We start from the raw sequence: 20,302 nt of genomic DNA on the forward strand, positions 1-20,302 counted from the left end.
TCCGCGGACGTGAATCACCCGCGGACGGCCGAATGGTTACAAGTCACTCGGGTGGCGATCACTTGGTGTAGGTGTCGTACCACTTCTGCCAGAGCTTGACGTTGTCGTTGAGGCCGAGGCTTTCGAGCTGCTTGACGTAGGCGTCCCACTCGCCATCGATGCCGCCTTCGGCCATCCACTGCGCGGTCTTCTGGATGGCGGTGTTCATGATCTGCGTGTTGTTGTTGGAGATCGTGGTCGCATCGGTGGCGTCCGGACGCACGTAGTCGGGCATGTAGTCCTTGACCGGGTCGAAGTGCGTGCGCTGCTCCTCGTTCGCCTTGTTGACCTCCTGAATGTCGTCTGCGTTGTAGTCGCCCTTGATGGTCACCTCGTCCGGGATCCAGCCGGCGAGACGATCGGCGAAGGAGGGCAGCTTGTTGTCGGCCTTGAGCTGCTTGATCTTGTCGCCATCCATGGTGTAGGTGTGGTTGCCGTCATCGGTGAGCGCCACACCGAAGGAGCTGACATACTGCTGGACGGAGTACTTCTCGGAGTAGAGGAGGTTGGCCACCTTGAACGCCGCATCCTTGTTCGGCGAGTTGGCCGCGATGGACAGCTTGAAGTTCTCGAACTCGTTCGACGAGCCGTCCCACACGACCTTGTCCGCGGACACGCCCGGGGCGGCCGGCACCGGGATCGCCTCGTACTGATCCTTCAGATCGCCGAAGTCCTCCAGCGACCAGCCGAAGATCAGGCCGGTCTTCGCGGTCTTGCCGTCGTTGGTCTGGTCGGCGTAGTAGGCGTCATCCTGCTTGGTGGACCAGTCGGCCGGGATCAGACCCTCGGAGATCAGCTTGTTGTAGTACTTGATGACCTCCTTGTACTCGTCGGAGACCAGGTAGTTCTTGACCTTGCCGTCCTTGACGTAGATGCCTTGCGCGCTCGGGCCCTTGTTGTAGCCGGTCACGATGCCGGTCGAGTTGAGCAGCAGCATCGGACTGTACCAGCCGAAGCCACCCGTCTGCAGAGCGCGGATGTTCATCGGGATCTCATCGGCCTGGCCATTGCCGTTCGGGTCCTTCTCCTTGAACGCCTTGAGGACCGTCTCCAGCTCGTCCCAAGTGGTCGGGACCTTCAGGCCAAGCTTGTCGAGCCACGCCTTGTTGATCATCATGTTCTGGCCCGAACCGGAGTACGCCTTGCCGCGGGAGGAGGGCAGGTTGTAGATGTGCCCCTCCGGATCGGCCACGAGCTTCTTCGCATCCGGCTTCTCGTCGAAGAACTTCTTCACGTTCGGCAGCTTGTCCATGTCATCGGAGAGATCCTCGAACAGATCCGGGAACTGTGCGGCATCATCCGGACTGAACGCGCGCAGGGAGATGTCGGCGATCTCACCGCCGGACATCGACGGGTTCTTCTGCTGACCCCACTGGTCGTCGGTGACCTCCTGCCACTCGATCTTGACGCCGGCCTCCTTTTCGAGGTCCTTAGCCCACTGCATGTTCGTGGTCTTGTCGGTGTTGGTGTTCTTGACGACCAGGATCTTGAGGATCGGCTTGCCGTCCTCCGTGGCCGTCGGCTCGCTGCTGCCGCCGCAGGCCGCCACCGTGCCCAGCATCGCGATCGCCGAGATCGCCGCCAGCGCCTTCGTCATCACACTTCTGCGTGCCATTGATATTCCTTTCCTCGCCCCCGACCTCGTTGTGTCCGGGAGTGCCTCCCCTTCCCCATGCCGCCGTACGGGCCGGTTTCCACGTGAAAGGCTGACTGTGTTGTCTGCGTTACGAAACGATTCGGTGGGCTACAGTACCCTCCGGAGGTTCGCTTTGTTTTCGCAACGCTGCGATTCTATATCGATTCAACAGCGAAGTCAAATTCTTGCGACACGCTTTGTTTTTCCTAGAATCCCTTCAATTCCAAGGAATATCACCTATCGAACGCGCGACACGCGCAATTCAAAGCGATGCGATTTTGCGAGTACCATCACAGTCAGATCGTATGAACCATCGAATCATTTCGATGCAGACGTACGAACACGCTCGTGCCCTTCCACACAGGAGGCCGTCTAGGATCCGGCCCGCACGGAAAGCCGGCACACCGCAACAGACAGGACGAAGGACGACGAAGATGGTCACCCTCAAGGACGTGGCAGCCAAGGCCGGCGTGTCACCATCAACCGCATCGGGCGCGCTGCGGAGACTCTCGTACGTGCGCCCGGAAACCGCCGAACGAGTGCTCAAGGCCGCCCAGGACCTGAACTACAGCACCAACGTCTCGGCTCGGGCGCTGCGCTCGGGCCGTACCGGCATCCTCTCGCTGGTCATCCCCACCGTGGACATCCCGTTCTACGGTCGTCTTGTCACCGCGATGGAGACAAGCATCGAACGGCACGGATATCAGCTCATCATCCAGCAGACCAGATTCGAGGCGGATCGCGAACGGCAGCTGATCGCGCAATCGGACGACACGTTTTCGGAGGGCATGTTCCTGCTGGCCGCCAAAACCGACAGCCGGGAGGTGGCGCGTCTCGCGGGCGACCATCCGACCGTGATGTTCGAGGACTACAGCACCGACATCGTCATCGATTCGGTCAACGCTCCCAGCACCGGCGGCATCGACCGGGCCATCCGCCATCTTGTCGGACGGGGCCGCACACGGATCTGCGTGGCAGGCGCCACCATACCGTTGCATGCCATGGCCGACGTATCCAGCAGCCGCGCGCGCTACGAACGGGCGCGCTCGGCGGTCAACGCCTTCGATGAGTTGGGAATCTCCGGCGATTGCGGCGCCATCGACTGCGACTGGGGCGCGAACGGCGGCACCGACGTCGGCCACCGCATCGCCGACACCGCGACCGGTCGGACCGACGACGGCAGACCGAAGGGACTGCGATACGACGCGGTATGCTGCATGAACGATGACATCGCGCTCGGTGTGCTCCGCGGTCTTGCCGATCGCGGCGTGCGCGTACCCGAGGACGTGGCGGTGACCGGATTCGATGGCATTCCGCAGGGCGAATGGAGCGTGCCGAGCCTGACGACCATCGCGCTCGACTACGAGGGCATGGCCGAGACGGCCGTGGCCATGATGCTGCGCAAATTCGGCGACAACCCGGTCTCGATGCCCCAACGGGTCATCGCCGGATTCCGCCTCATCGAACGCGGTTCGACGGCCGTATCTCAGTAGTGGATCGGGTTGATCTCCTCGGGGATGCGGTCGAACGCCCCGCGCTCCCCCGCCGCGACCTCGTATAGCGACCGATGGCAGGCACGCATCGCCTCGGCCATCTCCGGATACTCCTGCATGCACACGTCCACCAAGCCGATCTGGTAGTTCTCGCCGTCGAAGCGGCCAAGCGAACTCTGATCGTTGTACTGGAAGTAGTGCGCGCCGACGAAGTACGGGCTGCGCGCGGCCTGCTCGACGTAGTACCGGTAGGCCACGCCGCGTTCGGTCTGCGTGGTGACGCCGCGGATGCCGTGGGCGGTCAGGCCGCGGTCGAGCGCTCCGTGGTGGAACTCGCCGACCATGACCGGCATATCGAGCATGCGCCCGACCTGCTCGACCTGGTCATAGGCGGTGCGCTGATAGCTGTTGATCGAGAACACGTCGTAGCAGTCGGCTCCGGCGAGCAGGCTTCGATCGGTGATGTACGCGTAGCGCATGCCGAGGTTCAGGTGATGCGGGTCGACACGGCGCAGCGCCTCGGCGGGCACGCGCACGTAGCGGTCGATAAGCAGCGTCGAGAACGCACGCAGATCGTCAAGACTGCCCGGCAACGCTGTGGCCAGACGGAAGCGCGGTTCGGCGATGATCGCGTCGAACGAGGCGAACGACGCCGCCCATGCCGCGTTGAGCACGTCGACTTCGCCGTTGTAGCGCGCCTTCAGCCATTCGACGAACCGCCGCTTCGAGACAAGGTCGGCGGGGTTGGCGAGCATCTCCTCGGCGATGTTGAGGTCGTAGACGAACGCCCAGTTCGGCTCGTTGCGCATGAAGTAGCCGATCAGGTTCGTTTCGTCCCTCCACGGGAGCAGACCTTGCGCGTATCGTTCGGCGTCGCGCGCGTATTCGGGCGAGCACACGTCCGGGAAGTCGCGAAACAGCATGAGTTCGGTCTTCGGGAATCCGCCGTTGAGCTCGTCGGCGGGAAGGACGTACGGGATGCCGGCCCTGCTGATGAACCTGCGATCGGACCAGTTGCCGATCGTGTTGACGCCCCAGTCGGTCAGGTGATTGCGGGTGATGCGCGTCCACGAGTCATACCAGTCATCGCCGAACGCGGCGCGCAGATTGGCCTGCCCGTAGTCGTACGAGGCGTTGACGCCGTTGCAGCCCCTGGCATCGGGTCGCCACGAGAACGACGGGTCGCCGAAATCGGTGGCTGCATTCGTTCCTTCGCGCCCGCTCCCGGAACCGGCTGTGGCCTTCGCGATCGCCTGGTCCAGCAGCCCGGCCGTGTGAGCGTCCAGCCATGGGCGCACCGGGTCGAGTCGGGTCTGGATGCCCGCGCCGACGCAGTCGACACCGGTTGAGAGAAACGCACCGCCTTCCGGGTCCACGAGCCAGAATCGCCCCGTCGTGCCGTCGGGGTTCGTCTCCCGTTCGACGCGGAACCAGCCGGTCGCCTCGAATCGTCTGCCGGTCCAGCCGCCGAAGCGGTCCCATACGGGGAATGCGGCGTACGGGTGATCGACGGCATGCCGGACGACGTGCCGGACGTCGTCATCGTTGACCTCATGCGTGGATTCGTGCATGTCGGGCCCGTTTGCGATCTTGCCGCGCTTTTCATCGGGATCGGCGGAATCCGCCATGGTGTTTAGCCGCGCAGTGCAGGCCGCTCGCCCGGGAACCTTGCCGGGCCATTCGCCGGGCAGCCACTGGCCGAGGTCGTCGATCAGCGGTTTTGCAGGAATATCGATCTGCGGCATGTCGTCCAGAAGCTCGCACGGCCACAGGCGGAGCCTGCGCCCCGGGAATCCGGGGGTAGCCGACAGCACGATGGACGCGATGTCGGCGCGGCGGATCCGCTTGCCGAACAGCGTCATCTTGAGCCGGCCCAATGTGCGAGGAGCGAACAGGGTCTGGCCGTCCAGCCAGGTGAAATCGAACGGAACAGGCACCTCGACTCCGGGCAGGATGCCGAAGACCGCGCGCAGGGTCGGATCCTCGCCGCGCTCGCGCTGTCCGGCCTCGTAGAACGCGAGCTGCAGACAGACGGAATAGCTGTCGAGGCTCTGCGCGCGCACGAGAAGCGCCGCGGCGGATTCGAGCGCGACGGCCGCTTCGGGCATCGTGTCACGCTCGAACACCGTCAGATCGACGCCGTCGGTGGAATAGTCAAGATCGATCGGCACGCTTTGGCCGGGAACACAGGGTAACCGCATACTTCCTCGCTTCGGTTAACGTTAACCTCTCCCATCACCCTCCATGATAGGCCACAACCCGAAGCACACGACGCCATCGGCGACGCGGCATCGAATCGCAACGATATGATTCTATCCGAACCGTGCGATCTTCCACCCATGCGCTAGGCTGGAGTCCGCAAATAACGGCGAAAACGGAAATGGATGGCGTGGCGCCTATGGCGACTTTGAAGGATGTGGCGGCCCTGGCGGGCGTGTCGATGAGCACCGCCGGAGCGGCGATACGTGGGGAGGATATCGTTAAACCCGCCACGCGCGACAAAGTGCTCGCCGCGGCCAAGCAGCTCGGCTACTCCCCCAACCTGTCGGCGCGATTCCTCAAGAAGGGCCGCACCGGATCGATCGCGGCCCTGATCCCCAGCATCACGCACCCCTACTACGCGAATCTGGTGGCAGCCATTTCCAAGGCGGCCGACAAGCGCCACCTGCGCACGCTCATCATGCAGACCGGATACGACGCGGACACCGAAACCGACATCGTCAGCCAGATCAACTCGGCCGTATGCGACGGACTGATCCTCAATGCCAGCAACGTCGACGACAGACACCTCAAGGCGATGCTCGGCAATCATCCGACCGTCCTGCTCAACTATCAGGTCGACGATCCGCTGTTCGACAACGTGCTGCCGCCATTGTCCCGCGGCGCATCCGTGTCGTTCGGATATCTTGCCGGTCGCGGCTACCGGCATGCGTGCATCGTCGGCGGGCATCCGCTCGACAAACTCACCGACGATCTCGGCGGCCGTTCTCCGGCCATCCGATACACCGTCGCGGCGATGAAGGACAGCGGACTGGGCGACGAGCACGACTTCGTGGAATGCAACTGGGAGACGACCTCGGCCATCGCCGCGGCTCACAGACTGTGCGAGACGGATGCGGACGGCACCCGCATGGTCGACCGGTACGACGTGTTCTATTGCATGAACGATCTGATCGCCTACGGACTGATCCGCGGATTCCATGACGAGGGCGTGCGCGTGCCACAGGACAAGGCGGTGTTCGGCAACGACGGCATCTACGCCTACGGCGAGCAGTTCACCGTCCCCACCCTGTCGACCTTGGCGCTGGACTATGACGACACGGCCGAAAAGGCCTTGGACCTGCTGGTTGACCAGATCGAGCACCCGGATGTGCAGCGCGAACCGCGGGTGGATCAAGGACGCTGCCGGCTGATCATCGGGGAATCGGCGTAGGGGCGGTACCGGCGGTCTTCGGCGGCGCCAGGACGTGGATGTCCATGCCGGGAAGGCGACCGTACGCATAGATCGCCACCATGGTGAGGAACACGGGTACGGTGATGCCGAGCGCGGCGCCCAGTCCCGGCCACGTGTAGTACGACCACACGCTCGCGACGAACAGCGCCGTCACCATCAGCGAGCACCACGGACGGGCGATCACCATCGAGACGGACGTGCGCACCACCCACCACGGCTTCTCGTCGAAGTTCGCACGGATGGCCCAGGAGATGAGCACGAACAGGCCGTACACCACGTTGACCATGAGCAGGATGCCGGAGACCGCATAGCCGACCACGCCCATGTCGTTCCAGTTGGCGAGGAAGTAGTCCCAGACGAGCAGCGCCCAGACGACGAGCTGCGGCCAGCCGAACAGGTTCGCGGACTTCAGTTCCTTCCGCCATGCGTGGTGGAACGTGACCCAGCTCTGCTTGATGGTCCAGGACCGATCGTCGACGTCGAGCAGCCACGTGCGGAACGTGGAGTACAGGGCGGCGACCGAGGGGAAGAACCCCGCAACCACAAGGCCCATCACCGTGTGCACGATGAACGCCACCTGGCACACCATCAGCATCATGATGATGCGGCATATGAATTCGTAACCAACCGCGATCCGTCGCATGAACGCTCCTTCGCCTCCGGCCGCTTTCCGGCCGGTCCTTCACCGGTTTACCGATCCTTGATCGGTCCATGATCGATTCTTGATCGGCCCTTGATCGGCCCGGAATCCGTGATCATCTCCATGGCCCGTCCGCCAATCCATGATTGGCGAATCCATCGCGGAGATCACCCGCAATCTATGGCAACGATACCATCGTTACGTTGCGATTTTCGTTCGACGCGCCGGAGTCCAGCCATCTCCCCCTCTCACCGCACTACACCACCGCCCATCGCGCCTGCGCATCGCACTACACAGCGCAATCGTGCCGACCGCCTTCCACACAGGTCAGTCATCCACTGGTGAGTCACAGGCATCACAGACTCACTACCGGAGAGACGAGAGTTCCCTACACCCATCGTTCCACGCCCCAGCCCGACCAGTACACAGGAACACGACCGGAAATGCGGTACGCTCGGAATCAAGACACAGAGTTATGCAACATCGGAAACGGCGAATCGGAGAGGCATGAAACGCATACGACTTGTCGAATGGCTCAGGCGAGAGCGCGATCAGCGGGTCGACGGCGGACTGTATTACAACACGCAGATCCTGTTCGCCTATAACTCGAATCATATGGAGGGTTCGACGCTCTCCCCCGAACAGACCGCCCAGCTCTACAGCACCGGCGCCTTGCTACCGGACGGTTCCGACGATCAGATCCGCGCCGACGACGTGGTGGAGACGCGCAACCATTTCCATGCGTTCAATTGGATTCTCGATCATGTCGACGACCCGGTCGACAGGACCATGGTGTGCACGTTGCATGCGATACTCAAGCGTGGTACGAGTCAGGAGCTCGACCTCGACCGCAATGTGGGCGGATACAAGGTCGTGCCGAACGTGATCAGCGAGATCCTCGGTGTGCATACCGCCCTGCCGGCCGATGTCCCGCAGGCCATGGAACAGGTGTTCACGTTGTATCGGAATCTGCGTGACGATCCGTATGAGATCGCGCATGCGCATTGGATGTTCGAGACCACGCACCCGTTCTCCGACGGCAACGGCAGGATCGGCCGGCTGATCATGTTCAAGGAGCTGCTGCGTCTGAACACAGTCCCCTTGATCGTGCGCGACTCCGACAAAAACCTGTACGTACGGGGCCTGAGCCGATTCGGCGAGGAGCCCGGTTACCTCGTCGACACCCTGCTGACCGAACGTGACTACTACGAGGGACTCATCGAACGCCTGGCACCGGATCGCATCCGTTATTCGTATGTGTCCGAGTGGGATCCGGACGCCGTGGCGGAACGACGCGGCGGACGGCGAATCTCCAACCCGTTCGTGAAGCGGAACTGGCCCGAGGATGATATGCGGTCCCGCGTCAACCCGCATCCGTCCGTTTCCCATTAGCATCCTCGGTTCACAGCACGTAATGGCCGCCGATCGCGTCCGTAGCGTCCGTTAGGCGTCGGAGTCCTCCGACTGTCAGGCGGAAACGGACGCGAAGTCGGCTCGAGGAGTCCGTTACAAACCAGCGTCGCTCTTTCACTAGCCGCAACCGGACGCCAATCCGACTTGAGGAGTCCGTTTTCTGACAGCACAAGCCGAATCCTGAAGGGAAACGGACGGATGGCGTCATCTCGGCATACATCCGGCGGCGGCAGACCACCAAAAGAGGTGCGGATATGCATCGTGGCGACTGAATCGGCTCGGATGGCGACGGCGGCCGACCGGCTCGGCCTGCAGCACCCCGGGAATCGGCTTGGGAGTAGGGCTTCCGGCACCCCTTTGCATCGAACCGGTTCGATGGATAACCCACGAAATCGGTTTCAGAATTGTGAAGAAACGCCGAAAACCCGAATTTCGCTTGCATTCGTCATCATGATGCGTTATTCTGAAACCGGTTTCAGAAAGAAGCCAAGAAAACGAAGATTTCGAAGCCGCAAGGCTTTGACCTGATGAAAGGAAAGACATTATGTCGTTCAAGGATTCCATGGTCCGCGGTCTCGCTCTCTACGGTGCAAGCACGATGGCCCAGTACACGATGGGCAACACCAAGGTTCTCGCCGACATCATCAACGACAACAAGATCGGCCGCTGACTTTAGCTCTTGAGGAGCGCGCCTGACGGCCGCCTCTGAAAAACAGAGCAGCAGAGCCGCGCGCACTCCCCCGCAACCGCCGATGCCGAACGGATTCCGGCGATTGCAACAACAAACGTATACATCACGGAGCATGAGCCCAACGGGAACACGCTCCAAACCGAAAGGAAGTTCATTATGTCGTTCAAGGATTCCATGATGCGTGGTCTGGCCATGTACGGTGTCAACTCGATGGCCCAGAACGGTTACGCCAACTACAAGGTGATGTCCGACATCATCAACGACGTCAAGGAGACCAACCGCTGAATGATCCGATGACCGGCTCGTTCCGGCCGTCACGGCTTCAGCCACATCCAGAAACGGGATTCCGCGAATAATCGCGGGATCCCGTTTTTTCATATGCCAACAGCCCATGCGCGTCCGCGACTGCAAGCCTTTCAGCTGGACATCGGCCTCATATGCACGTACAATTAAATTAAATCATCTAACTATATGGGCCGCGGCGGAGCCGCACCGACCGCCGCCCGCAGGGATCGCCAACGAAAGGAACACCCATGGCACAGGTTCTGGTCGCCGGAGTCGACACTTCGACGCAGTCGACGAAGGTCCGCGTCACCGACGCCGCGACCGGCAAGCTCGTCCGCTTCGGACAGGCGAAGCACCCCGAGGGCACGAGCGTCGACCCGAACGCGTGGTGGAACGCGTTCCTCGAGGCGAGCGCGCAGGCCGGCGGACTCGACGACGTGTCCGCGCTCTCGGTCGGCGGCCAGCAGCACGGCATGGTCATCCTCGACGAACAGGGCAATGTGATCCGCGATGCGATGCTGTGGAACGATATCAGCTCCGCCCCGCAGGCGGCCGCCCTGATCGAACGCCTCGGCAGCGCCGCTCCCGCCGAACCTAGCGAGCCGGAGGATGTCATCACACGCGGCAAGCAGCGCTGGGTCAAGGCGGTCGGCTCCTCGCCGGTCGCCTCGTACACGCTCACCAAGGTCGCATGGGTGGCCGAGAACGAACCGGAGAACGCGAAGAGGATCGCCGCGATCTGCCTGCCGCACGACTGGCTGAGCTGGCGCATCGCCGGATACGGACCGGTCGCCCCCGGCGAGGACGCGCATCTCGATGCCCTGTTCACCGATCGCTCCGATGCCTCCGGCACCATCTACTACGATGCCGCGCACGACCAGTACCGCCGCGACCTGCTGGCCACGGTGCTGGCCGCGGCCGAGGGCGAGGATGCCGCCAAGTCCCATGCCGATGCGATCACATTGCCCACGGTGCTCGGCCCCCGTGAAACCGCGGCGGTGAAAGCCTCCCCCGTTTTCGCCGGCAAGGAGATCGAAGGCGGCTGCATCCTCGGCCCCGGCGGCGGCGACAATGCGATGGCCGCGCTTGGCCTCGGCATGGCCGTCGGTGACGTGTCCATCTCGCTCGGCACGTCCGGAGTTGCGGCGGCCATCGCCGAGAACCCGGTGTACGACCTGACCGGAGCGGTCTCCGGATTCGCCGACTGCACCGGCCACTACCTGCCGCTCGCCTGCACGATCAACGGATCACGCATCGCCGACGCCGGCCGCGCGGCGCTCGGCGTCGACTACGACGAGCTTGCCACACTGGCCGCGCAGTCGGCGCCGGGTGCGGCGGGCATCACCCTGATCCCGTACTTCGACGGCGAGCGCACGCCGAACCGTCCGGACGCGACGGCCACGCTGCACGGCATGACGCTTGCCAACACGACGAAGGCGAACCTCGCACGCGCATTCGTCGAGGGACTCCTGTGCTCGCAGCGCGACTGCCTTGAGCTGATCCGTTCGCTCGGCGCGGACATCACGCGCATCCTCTTGATCGGCGGCGGCGCGCGTTCCGCCGCGGTGCGCGCCTACGCGCCGGGCATCCTCGGCATGGACGTCGAGCTGCCGGCGACCGACGAGTATGTGGCGATCGGCGCCGCACGCCAGGCCGCATGGGTGCTCTCCGGCGAGGCCGAACCGCCGGCGTGGCCGCTGACCATCGAGGAGACCCTGACCGGCGAGCCGACGCCCGAGGTGTACGCGCAGTACGCGAGGTATCGCGGCTGACAGTTGGCTGACAAGTCAACCATGCCCCGAGACATCACACTGCCACTCAACGACAAAAACGGCGGCAATTGCGTTGAGTGGCAGTATTTTCTGCCATTCAACGACGATTTGACTGTTTTTCGCGTTGAGTGGCAGCAACGGATGGCATCCGTATGGCGCGATCCAGCTCAACTGCGGATGACGGATTCAAAAACCCTTGGGAAATAGCCGTTTTGACGATACGTCAATAATCGGATCTCTTATTCAATACGGGACTTCACAGTCGAGTTCTGCCACTCAACGCAAATAATTGCGAAATCCCCGTTGAGTGGCAGCATATTCTGCCACTCAACGAATGTAAAACGATTGACTTACGTTGAACGGCACATACAGGCATAGCAACGCCACATCAGGGCACACCGCGTCCCAGCACACGCCGGCACGTCACGTCACGCCGGCATACACCACACCGAGTCGCAGCCCGTCAAAGCGCACACCTCAGCAACCGAGCGACTTATGTGCAGTCGCGGCAATAATCATCTCGTGCCATACACGATATACACGCAAAAATACGCATGATCCGCCTGCGGATGACGAGTACCGCAGGCGGATCATGCGTTGATGGAAGGAAAACAGGAGAAGAAGAGAGAGAAGCGTGAGGCCCGGTCTCGTCGGGCCTCACGGTCGATCACGCCTAGACGATCACGCCTAGCTGATCACGCCTGGACGATCACGCCTCGGCGAGGGCGTCGACGATATAGTTGTTGATCGTGGCCTTGACCTGCTCGAGGTGATCGGACTTGGTGGCGGCGCGCAGCTCGGCCTGGGTCTTGTCGAGGCTGTACTCCTCGAGGGAGGCGAGGGTGGCCTCGCCGGATTCGATGGCGGCGCCGATGCCGGACTCGTAGGAGCTGTAGCGGTCGGCCTGCAGATCCTCGATGTAGTGGTCCTCGTGCATCTTGGCGGCGACGAGCAGACCGGCGGCGTAGGAGTCCATGCCCACGATGTGCGCGCGGAACAGGTCGTCGGCCTCGAAGGAGGTGCGGCGCGGCTTGGCGTCGAAGTTCAGACCGCCGTGGGGGCCGATCGAACCGTTGGCGAGGACCTCCCACATCACGGCGACGCAGTCGTACAGGTCGGACGGGAACTCGTCCATGTCCCAGCCGATGAGCTTGTCGCCCTGGTTGGCGTCGAGGGAGCCGAGCACGCCGTTCTCGCGGGCGAAGCGCACCTCGTGCTGGTAGGTGTGGCCGGCCAGGTTGGCGTGGTTGCCTTCGAGGTTCAACTTGAAGACGTCCTCGAGGTCGAAGGTCTTGAGGAAGGCGAGCGCGGCGGCCGCGTCGAAGTCGTACTGGTGGCTGGTCGGCTCCTTCGGCTTGGGCTCGATGAGGAACTGGCCGGTGAAGCCGATCTCCTTGGCGTAGTCGGCAGCGAGGTGGAAGAGCTTGGCCATGTGGGCCTGCTCGCGGTGCATCTGGGTGTTCCACAGGTTCTCGTAGCCTTCGCGGCCGCCCCAGAACACGTAGTTCTCGGCGCCGAGGCGCTTGGCGATCTCGAGGCTCTTCTTGACCTGGGCGCCCGAGTAGGCGAAGATGTCGGCGAACGGCGAGGTGGCGGCGCCGGCGACGAAGCGCGGGTTGGTGAACAGGTTCTGGGTGTTCCACAGCAGCTTGACGCCGGTGGACTTCATGTTCTCCTCGATCTTGTCGACGACCTTGTCGAGGTTGGCGTTGGTCTCGCGCAGGGTGTCACCCTCCGGGGCGATGTCGCGGTCGTGGAAGCAGAAGTACTCGACGCCGAGCTTGGTGTAGAACTCGAAGGCGTAGTCGACCTTGGCGAGGGCCAGATCCATCGGCTTGGTGTACTTGTCGTACGGACGCTCGGCGGTGCCGTCGCCGAACGGGTCGACGAGACGCTGGTCGAAGGTGTGCCAGTAGGCCACGGCGAAGCGCAGCCAGTCCTTCATCTTCTTGCCGGCGACGACCTTGTCGGCGTCGTAGTAGCGGAAGCCGAGGCCTTCCTTGGCGCCGCCCTTGCGGCCGACGTATTCGATCTTGTCGATGTCCCACAGACCCATTGCTGTCTCCTTAGACTCGGGATGTGCGTGTTATTGTCCGTTGCGCCGTTCGGCCTCCGCATGACGTTTCATCCGCCATGATCCCGGAGCGAACCAGCTGACGACTCTTATGTTAAATGACTGAACTATATTTGTCAAACGAATGAACTTATCTGCCGGATAAGGCGTGTTTCAGGGGTTTGGGTTTCATAAGCGGCATCGACTCACATCATTGCCGACCAACCAGTTCAAGCCGCCGCGATCGCCCGACGGGCTAGACCGTCGTCATGTATTTGAGGGGCGAGTCGAACAGGCGGCGCAGGCCCATCACGGCGGCGCCGTGCAACGCAGGATGGTCGATGACCGGGGAAACCATCACCCGCACGTCCACGCCGTCGCGAGCGAGGATGCGCGAGGCGACCCGGGCGTGCAGGACGTCCGCCATCTCGTCTCCGAACTCACCCAACAGGCCGCCGATCACGATGTTCTCGATGTCGACGATGTTGACGACGCTGGCGAGCGCTGCGGCGAACGCGGTCATCGCATGGTCGACGGCAAGCACGGCCTTCGGATCCCCGGCCCGCCACGCCTTGAGCAGTTTCGGCGTAAGCGTCGTGTCGGCGGCATGCTCCTCATCGGCAAGTCCGGAGGCGACCATGAGCGCGCGGCGGCCGGCGATCGTCTCGAGGCAGCCGTGGCGACCGCAACGGCACAGCTCCCCGTGCATGTCGACGCACACGTGGCCGATCTCGCCGGCGAACCCGTGGTCGCCGCGCACGATCTGGCCTTCGCGCACGTAGGCGCCGCCGATGCCGATGTCGGTGGACACGTAGATGAAGGAGTCGAAGGTCTTCAGCGGCCAGTCGCCGTCGGTGCGCTGCGAGGCGTAGCCGGGAATCTGCGCGAGGGCGGCGAGCGTCGCCTCGTTCTCGGCGTTTGCATCGAGCCGTTCGATCACCGGATACCGGTTCAGATCGAGGTCGCGCCAACCGAGGTTGCGCGCGACGAGCAGTTCGTTGCCGCTGGTGACGAGGCCGGGCAGGGCGAGCTCGGCGCCGGCGATCGTGTAGCCGCGCCGGGTGAGGCGGGTTTCGACGGGGATCATCATCGCGTCGAGCTCGCCGAGGATGTCGTCGGGGCGCACATCGTCCATCGTCCGTTCGCACCAGTTCGATTCGACGACGTCGCCGTTGATGTCGAGCACGAGATAGCCGAAGCCGTCGGTGTTGACCTGCATGCCGACGCCGGCCCAACGTCCGGGGGCGAAGGCGAGCGGGGTGCTCGGTCTGCCGTAGGCCGCGCCGACTGTGGGATCAAGCTGGCGGATCACATGGTTCTTCAGCAGCAGGTCGCCGAGCAGCGAGAGCGTGGCCTTGGTGAGCCCTGTCTCCTTGGCCAGTTCGGCGCGGCTCAGCGGCGTGCGCGAGCGGGCGAGCGTGGAGAGCACCACCGACAGGTTGTGGTTGCGCAGATCGTCCTGGTTGATGCTCCTGACTCGCGGCACTGCGGCCCCCCCCCTCGTTCCTTCTCACGATTCCCGTCCAGCATCCTGCCGATGCGACATTTCGGCATTGCCTTCGGCACACCGTCGGCGTCCGGAACGGTTCCGGACCAACTAGAACACCGGCATTTCTTTCTCCCCTGATTGTAAAGGCAGTGAACGAAATAGCCTTTACGCACAAGCCCCCATGATCATTCCAGGACCGGTCCCCGCTGTTCGTGCGGGAATGAGATGGAGCCCAGGAAAGTCATAGCCGGAACCGGCGCCCCGACCCCAACCATGGTAAATGGATGAGCCGTTGCTTGCCTGCCATCCGCACCTGCCCGCGTCTATCTGCGTGTCTATCTGCGTTACAAGGGGTGCCTTTGCCGTTTTGCGGACCTCTATCCGCGTTACGAGGGGTACCTCCCACAGGTATGAAGGGCCAAAAACGGCTTAATGGCGTTGGGGTCAAGCCGATTTGAGGATGTAATACCTGGGGTATGCACCCCTCATAAGCGAGATAGATGTCCGCAGAACGCCAAAAGTACGTCTTATAGACGAGATAGCCCCATACCGCACCGTCATTCAGCACCACTTTTACTAGTACACCAGCAAAACTCACAAGACAACCGCGACTTTTACTAGCATGGTAGTAAAAATAGCCCACATCTTCTATACTTTTACCAGTACACCAGCAAAAATTCGGAGCATCATGAAACTGAAGACGCGACCGCTGTATCTGGACAAGCTCCTTGCCGCCAAAGACAACGGACTCATCAAGGTCATCACCGGCATGCGCCGATGCGGCAAGTCATCACTCCTGAAGCTACTGGGGCAACAACTCGCCTCGGAAGGCATTCCATCGGACCATATTCTCACCATCAATCTCGAATCGTTCGAATTCGCCTCGTTTGATCGGACGCAGTTGCATGACCGCATCATGGGGCTCATGCATGACCACGATCGGTATTACCTGCTGCTCGACGAGGTGCAGCTCATCGACGGATGGGAACGCGTGGTCAACGCGTTGCAGGTGGATGCGAACGTCGACATCTATCTGACCGGCTCCAACGCGCACCTGCTGTCAAGGCAACTGGGAACACTGCTGTCCGGACGCTATGTCGAGATCAGGGTGTTCCCGCTGTCCTTCGCGGAGTTTCTCCGATACACCGGGGAATCCGATCGTAACACCGCATTCGAACGATACATGCGATACGGCGGACTGCCCCCGGTCGTCGATCAGGGAACCAACCAGGAACTGGCATACACCGTGCTCTCCGGCATCTACGACACGGTACTCGTACGGGACATCTCCCAGTATCTGCAGATACGCAATCCCATGGTGTTCAATGACGTCGCCCGATATCTTGCCGACACCGCCGGCTCCCCCGTGTCCATCTCCAAGATCGAGTACAAGCTGGGAAGCGCACGGCGTTCGGCGACCAACGACACCATCGAACGGTACATCTCCGGCCTGCTTGACGCGTTTCTATTCCATCAGGCCCGGCGCATCAACGTGAAAGGTGGCGACCACCTCCAAGGATTGAGCAAGTACTATCCTGCGGATCCCGGCATCAAAAACATGCTGGTCAGCTATCATCAGGGCGATATCGGGCCACTGCTTGAGCTCATCGTGCACAACGAGCTCAAGACACGGGGATACGACGTGCAGGTCGGCAGAATGGACAACCTCGAGATCGATTTCGTCGCCGATCGGATATCGGCCGATATGACCGATGAGCGGCTGTTCATTCAGGTGAGCGCGACCATCATGGACCCCTCGACCCGCGACCGTGAATTCGAGCCGCTGCGCAGGCTGCACAACGCATCTGGTCGCCGGATGATCCTCACGCTCGACACGTTCGGACTGGGTAGCGTCGACGGCATCGACGTGGTCAATGCGCTCGACTGGCTGACGCACTCCGAATGAGCGTCCTCACAGCGCGCCGAGTAGCGCATGCACAAACGGCATGGGGAAGGCAACGGCCCTGCCATACTGAACCGAACCCCCGGATCCATTTCAACCGCATGAAGCACTACAGGAAAGCCGCCACCCGCTACGACAGGCTTGACGTCACCTTCCTCGCCAACCTCCAGCTCATCCTCATCGCCATCCAACTCAAAACACCTCCTGCGTTCATTTCCGACACGCCGATAAACGCTTACCGCATTATCGCTGCCATTGGTGCAATTTCACCTAATCCGCTGAAAATAGCGTTTCTTGGCATTTGTTCGCACGTTTCCCCGAAACGTGATGTTCATTTCGACCGCGTCGGCGATACCCCCAATCGCACATCACGGCACATGAAAACGTAATCAGTTACGCATGCGAGGCAGCGCACTGTCCGTGACGCCGCGCAATGACCATGACGCAGCATCGCACCGCATGACGCGGTGATATGCCCATGAAGTAGTGAATCATCCATGGAGCGGTGACGCAAAATGGCCTAATTCCGCCATTTCCCGAAAACAGCTCACCGCTCGATGGGGATTTCACCGCGCCATGGCACCATAGACCACTCGATGGGAAGAGGCAGCGGAGGAAACAACAGGCCAAAACGGCACTAACAGCACTAACAGCACTAACACAGGCCAGACAGGCACTAACACAGACCGAAAGACACCACCACACACCAACACAGACACCGACATGCCGGCAGCAACGACAAGACCCCGTGGAACGTGTGTAGATGCACACTCAGTAGGTGCATGCCACACGTTCCACGGGGTCACCAAGGTCGGCGGGCTGTGCGGCCGCGCCGATCATTGCGTCACAGCTGGGATTCGGCCGGCAGGGCCTCGATCGCCTTGCGGGCGGCGACAAGCGCCTCCTCGAGCGGCTCGACCTGCGGGTACCAGCGGCGCTCCCACTCCAGAGAGAGCGGTCCGGTGTAGCCGCCGTCCTTGAGGAGCCTGCAGCATTCGGCCAGCGGCACGCGACCGGTGCCCTGCAACACCGGGGTCTGGTCGCCCGGGAACGCGCAGTCCTTGATCTGCACGACGCCGCGGCCGCCCACGAGGTACGGCTTCAAGTACTCGAAGGTCTTGGCCGGGGCCTCGCCGACGCGCCACGGGTGCGCGAGATCCCAGATAGATCCGACCTGGTTGTCCGGGGCGATCTTATCGAGGTAGTAGTGGATGATCGCGTTGCGCTCGCCGTTGGTGTGGCTGTCGTGCGTCTCGATGAGCGGCTGCACGTCGAGCCTGTCGGCGGTCGGCAGCGCACGGGCGATGATCTCGGCGCCGCGCTTGGACACGCCGGCCAGGTTCATGCCTTGGGGAAGCACCATGCCCGGCAGACGGTCCGGATCCCAGCTCGGCTCGAGCGGCGCGGTCGGGAAGACGCGCACGTACTTGGCCCCCAGCACGGACGCCATGTGCAGGCAGTGCTCGAGGCTTTCGACCAGCTCGTCCTCCTCGCGGGCGGTGTTGCATACCTGCACGCGCGAGTCGACGGCGAAGATGGTGACGCCCGCCTTCTCGGCGAGCTCGTCGCGCATCGCCTTGAGCTCGTCGTCGGTGGAGGTCATCGTGAACTTCATCTCGTCACCGACGGCCACCTCGATCCTCTTGACGCCGGTGGCGTTGAACGTCCTGGCAAGCTCGTCCATCGAGTCGTACGGAGCGCCCAGAGTGGACGCGGCCAGTTCCCATGTCATGATTACTTGTTCCTTTCCTGATAGTCGAAGTACTGGAAGTCGGCGTGCGAGCGGTGGGCGTCCATGTCCTGCGAGCAGATGCCCACCATGCCGCCGGTGAACGCGCAGCCCTGGATCGTACGCTCGACGTAGTCGTCGCTGATGTGATCGGCCGGCTGCACGCCGCCGATCGCCTTCCACAGCGCGTTGTCAGCGTACATATCCTTGCCTTGCGCGAAGTGGAAGTTCGCCTTGTCACGGCGCACCTCCACCTTGATGCGCACCGGGCCTTCCTCGAGCGCGATCGCATCGGAGCCGTAGTCGAGCTTGCCGTGGTCGCAGCGCAGCACCTGGATGATGCGCCTGTCGGTGCCCTCCGAGTCGAAGCTCACGTACGCGTAGATCCAGTTCTGCGTGTCGTAGTAAAGGATCAGGCCGGCCATCTGCTGGTAGTTGGTCGGATCGAAATCGAGCACGGTCTGTGCGTCGAAGTCGTACGCCTCCCAACGGCGGGCGAACAGCGTCTGCCTGTGCTGCGAGCGCAACGACTGCGCACCGTGGATGCGCAGCCAGCCGGGACGCTCGGTGAGCGAATAGTCCTGTTCGGCCACGAGCGCGGTGCGCAGGGTCTTGAGGCTCGGCGGGATGGCCGGATCGGTCACGGAGTTGAGCGGCGCGTTGGCCTCGGCGGCACGATCGGCCTCGAACTCGATGCGTTCGGAGTGGTCCATGACCTGCACGACGCCCTGCGCGATCCTCGGCGCCGGAACCTTGAGGTCCGGGCTGATCGTGTCGTTGATCAGGCGCGGCCAGCCGTCCGAAGTCCAGTAGATCTTCTGGATGCCGGTCTCACGGCCCAGCGTGCAGTTGCCGCGCTCGGTCAGCGGCCTGCCGCAGATCTGCGTGACGTACCATTCGTCGCCGATCTCGAGGAAGCAGCAGTGGCCGGACTTCTGCAGCGGATTACTCGGCTCGTCGCGCGTGGTCATCAGCGGCGTGTACGAGGAATCCTCGAACGGTCCCTCGAGCGAACGGGCGCGCGCCACGGTTGCGGCGTGCATGTAGCCGGTGCCGCCTGCCGCGCACAGCAGGTAGTACCAGCCGTTCCTCTTGAGGATCTGCGGGCCTTCGCACACGCCGAGCTTGGTGCCCTTGTAGAAGTGCTTGCGCTCGCCGATCAGCTGCATCGATTCGGGATCGAACTCCTGGATGACCGTGCCGGCGAACCGCTGGCGGCCGGGACGGTAGTCGTAGAGCATGTTGAGGAACCACTTACGGCCGTCGTCGTCGTGGAAGATGGCCGGGTCGAAGCCGGATGCGGTCAGGAAATGCGGTTCGCTCCACGGTCCGGTGATGTCCGGGGCGGTGATCACGTAGTTGAGGGTGTCCTTGAACGGCGCGTAGGTTTTGACGTCCGTGTAGACGAGCCAGAACTTGCCGTCGGCGTAGCTCAGGTGCGGCGCCCACAGGGAGCCTGAATCGTAGTTGCCGCGAAGGTCGACCTGCGATTCGCGGTTGACGGGGGCGGCGACCCACTCCCAGTTGACGAGGTCCTTGGAATGGTAGATGTCGATGCCCGGCCACCATTCGAAGGTGGAGGTGGCGATGTAGTAGTCGTCGCCGACGCGCAGGGCGCTTGAATCCGGATGGAATCCGGGAAGGATCGGGTTGGTGATCATCGTGGTCATTGTTGTTTCTGACTCCTTATATCCGCTTGATATAT

15 protein-coding genes are annotated in these 20,302 nt (G+C 62.4%); 8 read left to right on the forward strand and 7 right to left on the reverse strand.

The window, feature by feature from the left end; genetic code table 11:
- Nucleotides 1-58 precede the first annotated feature (58 nt).
- Entirely contained in the window at nt 59-1,654 is a 1,596-nt protein-coding gene (locus tag BW11_RS04960; RefSeq protein ID WP_140444896.1) for an extracellular solute-binding protein, read from the reverse strand.
- A 455-nt stretch (nt 1,655-2,109) separates the two neighbouring features.
- Here BW11_RS04960 and BW11_RS04965 point away from each other — a divergent pair, with 455 nt between their 5' ends.
- The gene (locus tag BW11_RS04965) at nt 2,110-3,168 is read left to right on the forward strand and encodes a LacI family DNA-binding transcriptional regulator (RefSeq protein ID WP_181162509.1); all 1,059 of its coding nucleotides are present in this window, start codon (nt 2,110-2,112) and stop codon (nt 3,166-3,168) included.
- Here the strand turns inward: BW11_RS04965 and BW11_RS04970 are convergent.
- Nucleotides 3,162-5,369 (reverse strand): beta-galactosidase, encoded by a 2,208-nt coding sequence (locus BW11_RS04970; protein ID WP_140444898.1) that lies wholly within the window; start codon nt 5,367-5,369, stop codon nt 3,162-3,164. The genes BW11_RS04965 and BW11_RS04970 overlap by 7 nt on opposite strands.
- Nucleotides 5,370-5,566: 197 nt before the next feature.
- Here BW11_RS04970 and BW11_RS04975 point away from each other — a divergent pair, with 197 nt between their 5' ends.
- Nucleotides 5,567-6,601, forward strand: coding sequence for a LacI family DNA-binding transcriptional regulator (locus tag BW11_RS04975; RefSeq protein ID WP_181162510.1), 1,035 nt, complete (start codon nt 5,567-5,569; stop codon nt 6,599-6,601).
- Here the strand turns inward: BW11_RS04975 and BW11_RS04980 are convergent.
- The gene (locus BW11_RS04980) at nt 6,582-7,265 is read right to left on the reverse strand and encodes a YesL family protein (protein ID WP_140444900.1); all 684 of its coding nucleotides are present in this window, start codon (nt 7,263-7,265) and stop codon (nt 6,582-6,584) included. The two genes, BW11_RS04975 and BW11_RS04980, sit on opposite strands and share 20 nt — an antisense overlap.
- 504 nt (nt 7,266-7,769) lie before the next feature.
- Between BW11_RS04980 and BW11_RS04985 the strand changes: the two genes are divergently transcribed.
- The 4 genes from BW11_RS04985 (at nt 7,770) to BW11_RS04990 (ending at nt 11,423) form a co-directional block, all read left to right on the forward strand.
- Nucleotides 7,770-8,654, forward strand: coding sequence for a Fic family protein (locus BW11_RS04985; RefSeq protein WP_140444901.1), 885 nt, complete (start codon nt 7,770-7,772; stop codon nt 8,652-8,654).
- Between the two features lie 565 nt (nt 8,655-9,219).
- Nucleotides 9,220-9,345, forward strand: coding sequence for a hypothetical protein (locus BW11_RS11805; RefSeq protein WP_258175602.1), 126 nt, complete (start codon nt 9,220-9,222; stop codon nt 9,343-9,345).
- A 177-nt stretch (nt 9,346-9,522) separates the two neighbouring features.
- The gene (locus BW11_RS11810; protein ID WP_258184550.1) at nt 9,523-9,651 is read left to right on the forward strand and encodes a hypothetical protein; all 129 of its coding nucleotides are present in this window, start codon (nt 9,523-9,525) and stop codon (nt 9,649-9,651) included.
- Nucleotides 9,652-9,899: 248 nt separating this feature from the next.
- Entirely contained in the window at nt 9,900-11,423 is a 1,524-nt protein-coding gene (locus BW11_RS04990; RefSeq protein WP_140444902.1) for a xylulokinase, read from the forward strand.
- 709 nt (nt 11,424-12,132) lie between these two features.
- Here BW11_RS04990 and xylA read toward each other — a convergent pair.
- Together xylA and BW11_RS05000 are read right to left on the reverse strand one after the other, a co-directional pair.
- Entirely contained in the window at nt 12,133-13,479 is a 1,347-nt protein-coding gene (gene xylA / locus BW11_RS04995) for a xylose isomerase (protein ID WP_107044111.1), read from the reverse strand.
- Nucleotides 13,480-13,732: 253 nt separating this feature from the next.
- Nucleotides 13,733-14,962 carry an ROK family protein gene (locus BW11_RS05000; RefSeq protein ID WP_140444903.1) on the reverse strand — a complete coding sequence of 410 codons (1,230 nt, stop codon included), beginning with the start codon at nt 14,960-14,962 and terminating at the stop codon, nt 13,733-13,735.
- Nucleotides 14,963-15,653: 691 nt separating this feature from the next.
- Between BW11_RS05000 and BW11_RS05005 the strand changes: the two genes are divergently transcribed.
- Entirely contained in the window at nt 15,654-16,871 is a 1,218-nt protein-coding gene (locus BW11_RS05005; protein WP_140444904.1) for an ATP-binding protein, read from the forward strand.
- Between the two features lie 98 nt (nt 16,872-16,969).
- Entirely contained in the window at nt 16,970-17,257 is a 288-nt protein-coding gene (locus BW11_RS11525; RefSeq protein WP_181162511.1) for a hypothetical protein, read from the forward strand.
- Nucleotides 17,258-17,712: 455 nt separating this feature from the next.
- On the opposite strand, the gene BW11_RS05010 is transcribed toward BW11_RS11525, so the two are convergent.
- Both BW11_RS05010 and BW11_RS05015 read right to left on the reverse strand, forming a co-directional pair.
- Nucleotides 17,713-18,600: a sugar phosphate isomerase/epimerase gene (locus BW11_RS05010; RefSeq protein WP_140444905.1), complete on the reverse strand. Its 888-nt coding sequence runs from the start codon at nt 18,598-18,600 to the stop codon at nt 17,713-17,715.
- 2 nt (nt 18,601-18,602) lie between these two features.
- Nucleotides 18,603-20,267: a glycoside hydrolase family 43 protein gene (locus tag BW11_RS05015; protein WP_219846724.1), complete on the reverse strand. Its 1,665-nt coding sequence runs from the start codon at nt 20,265-20,267 to the stop codon at nt 18,603-18,605.
- Between the last annotated feature and the right edge of the window lie 35 nt (nt 20,268-20,302).

Source organism: Bifidobacterium sp. UTCIF-38 (genome assembly GCF_006454495.1).
Lineage (GTDB): Bacteria > Actinomycetota > Actinomycetes > Actinomycetales > Bifidobacteriaceae > Bifidobacterium > Bifidobacterium callitrichos.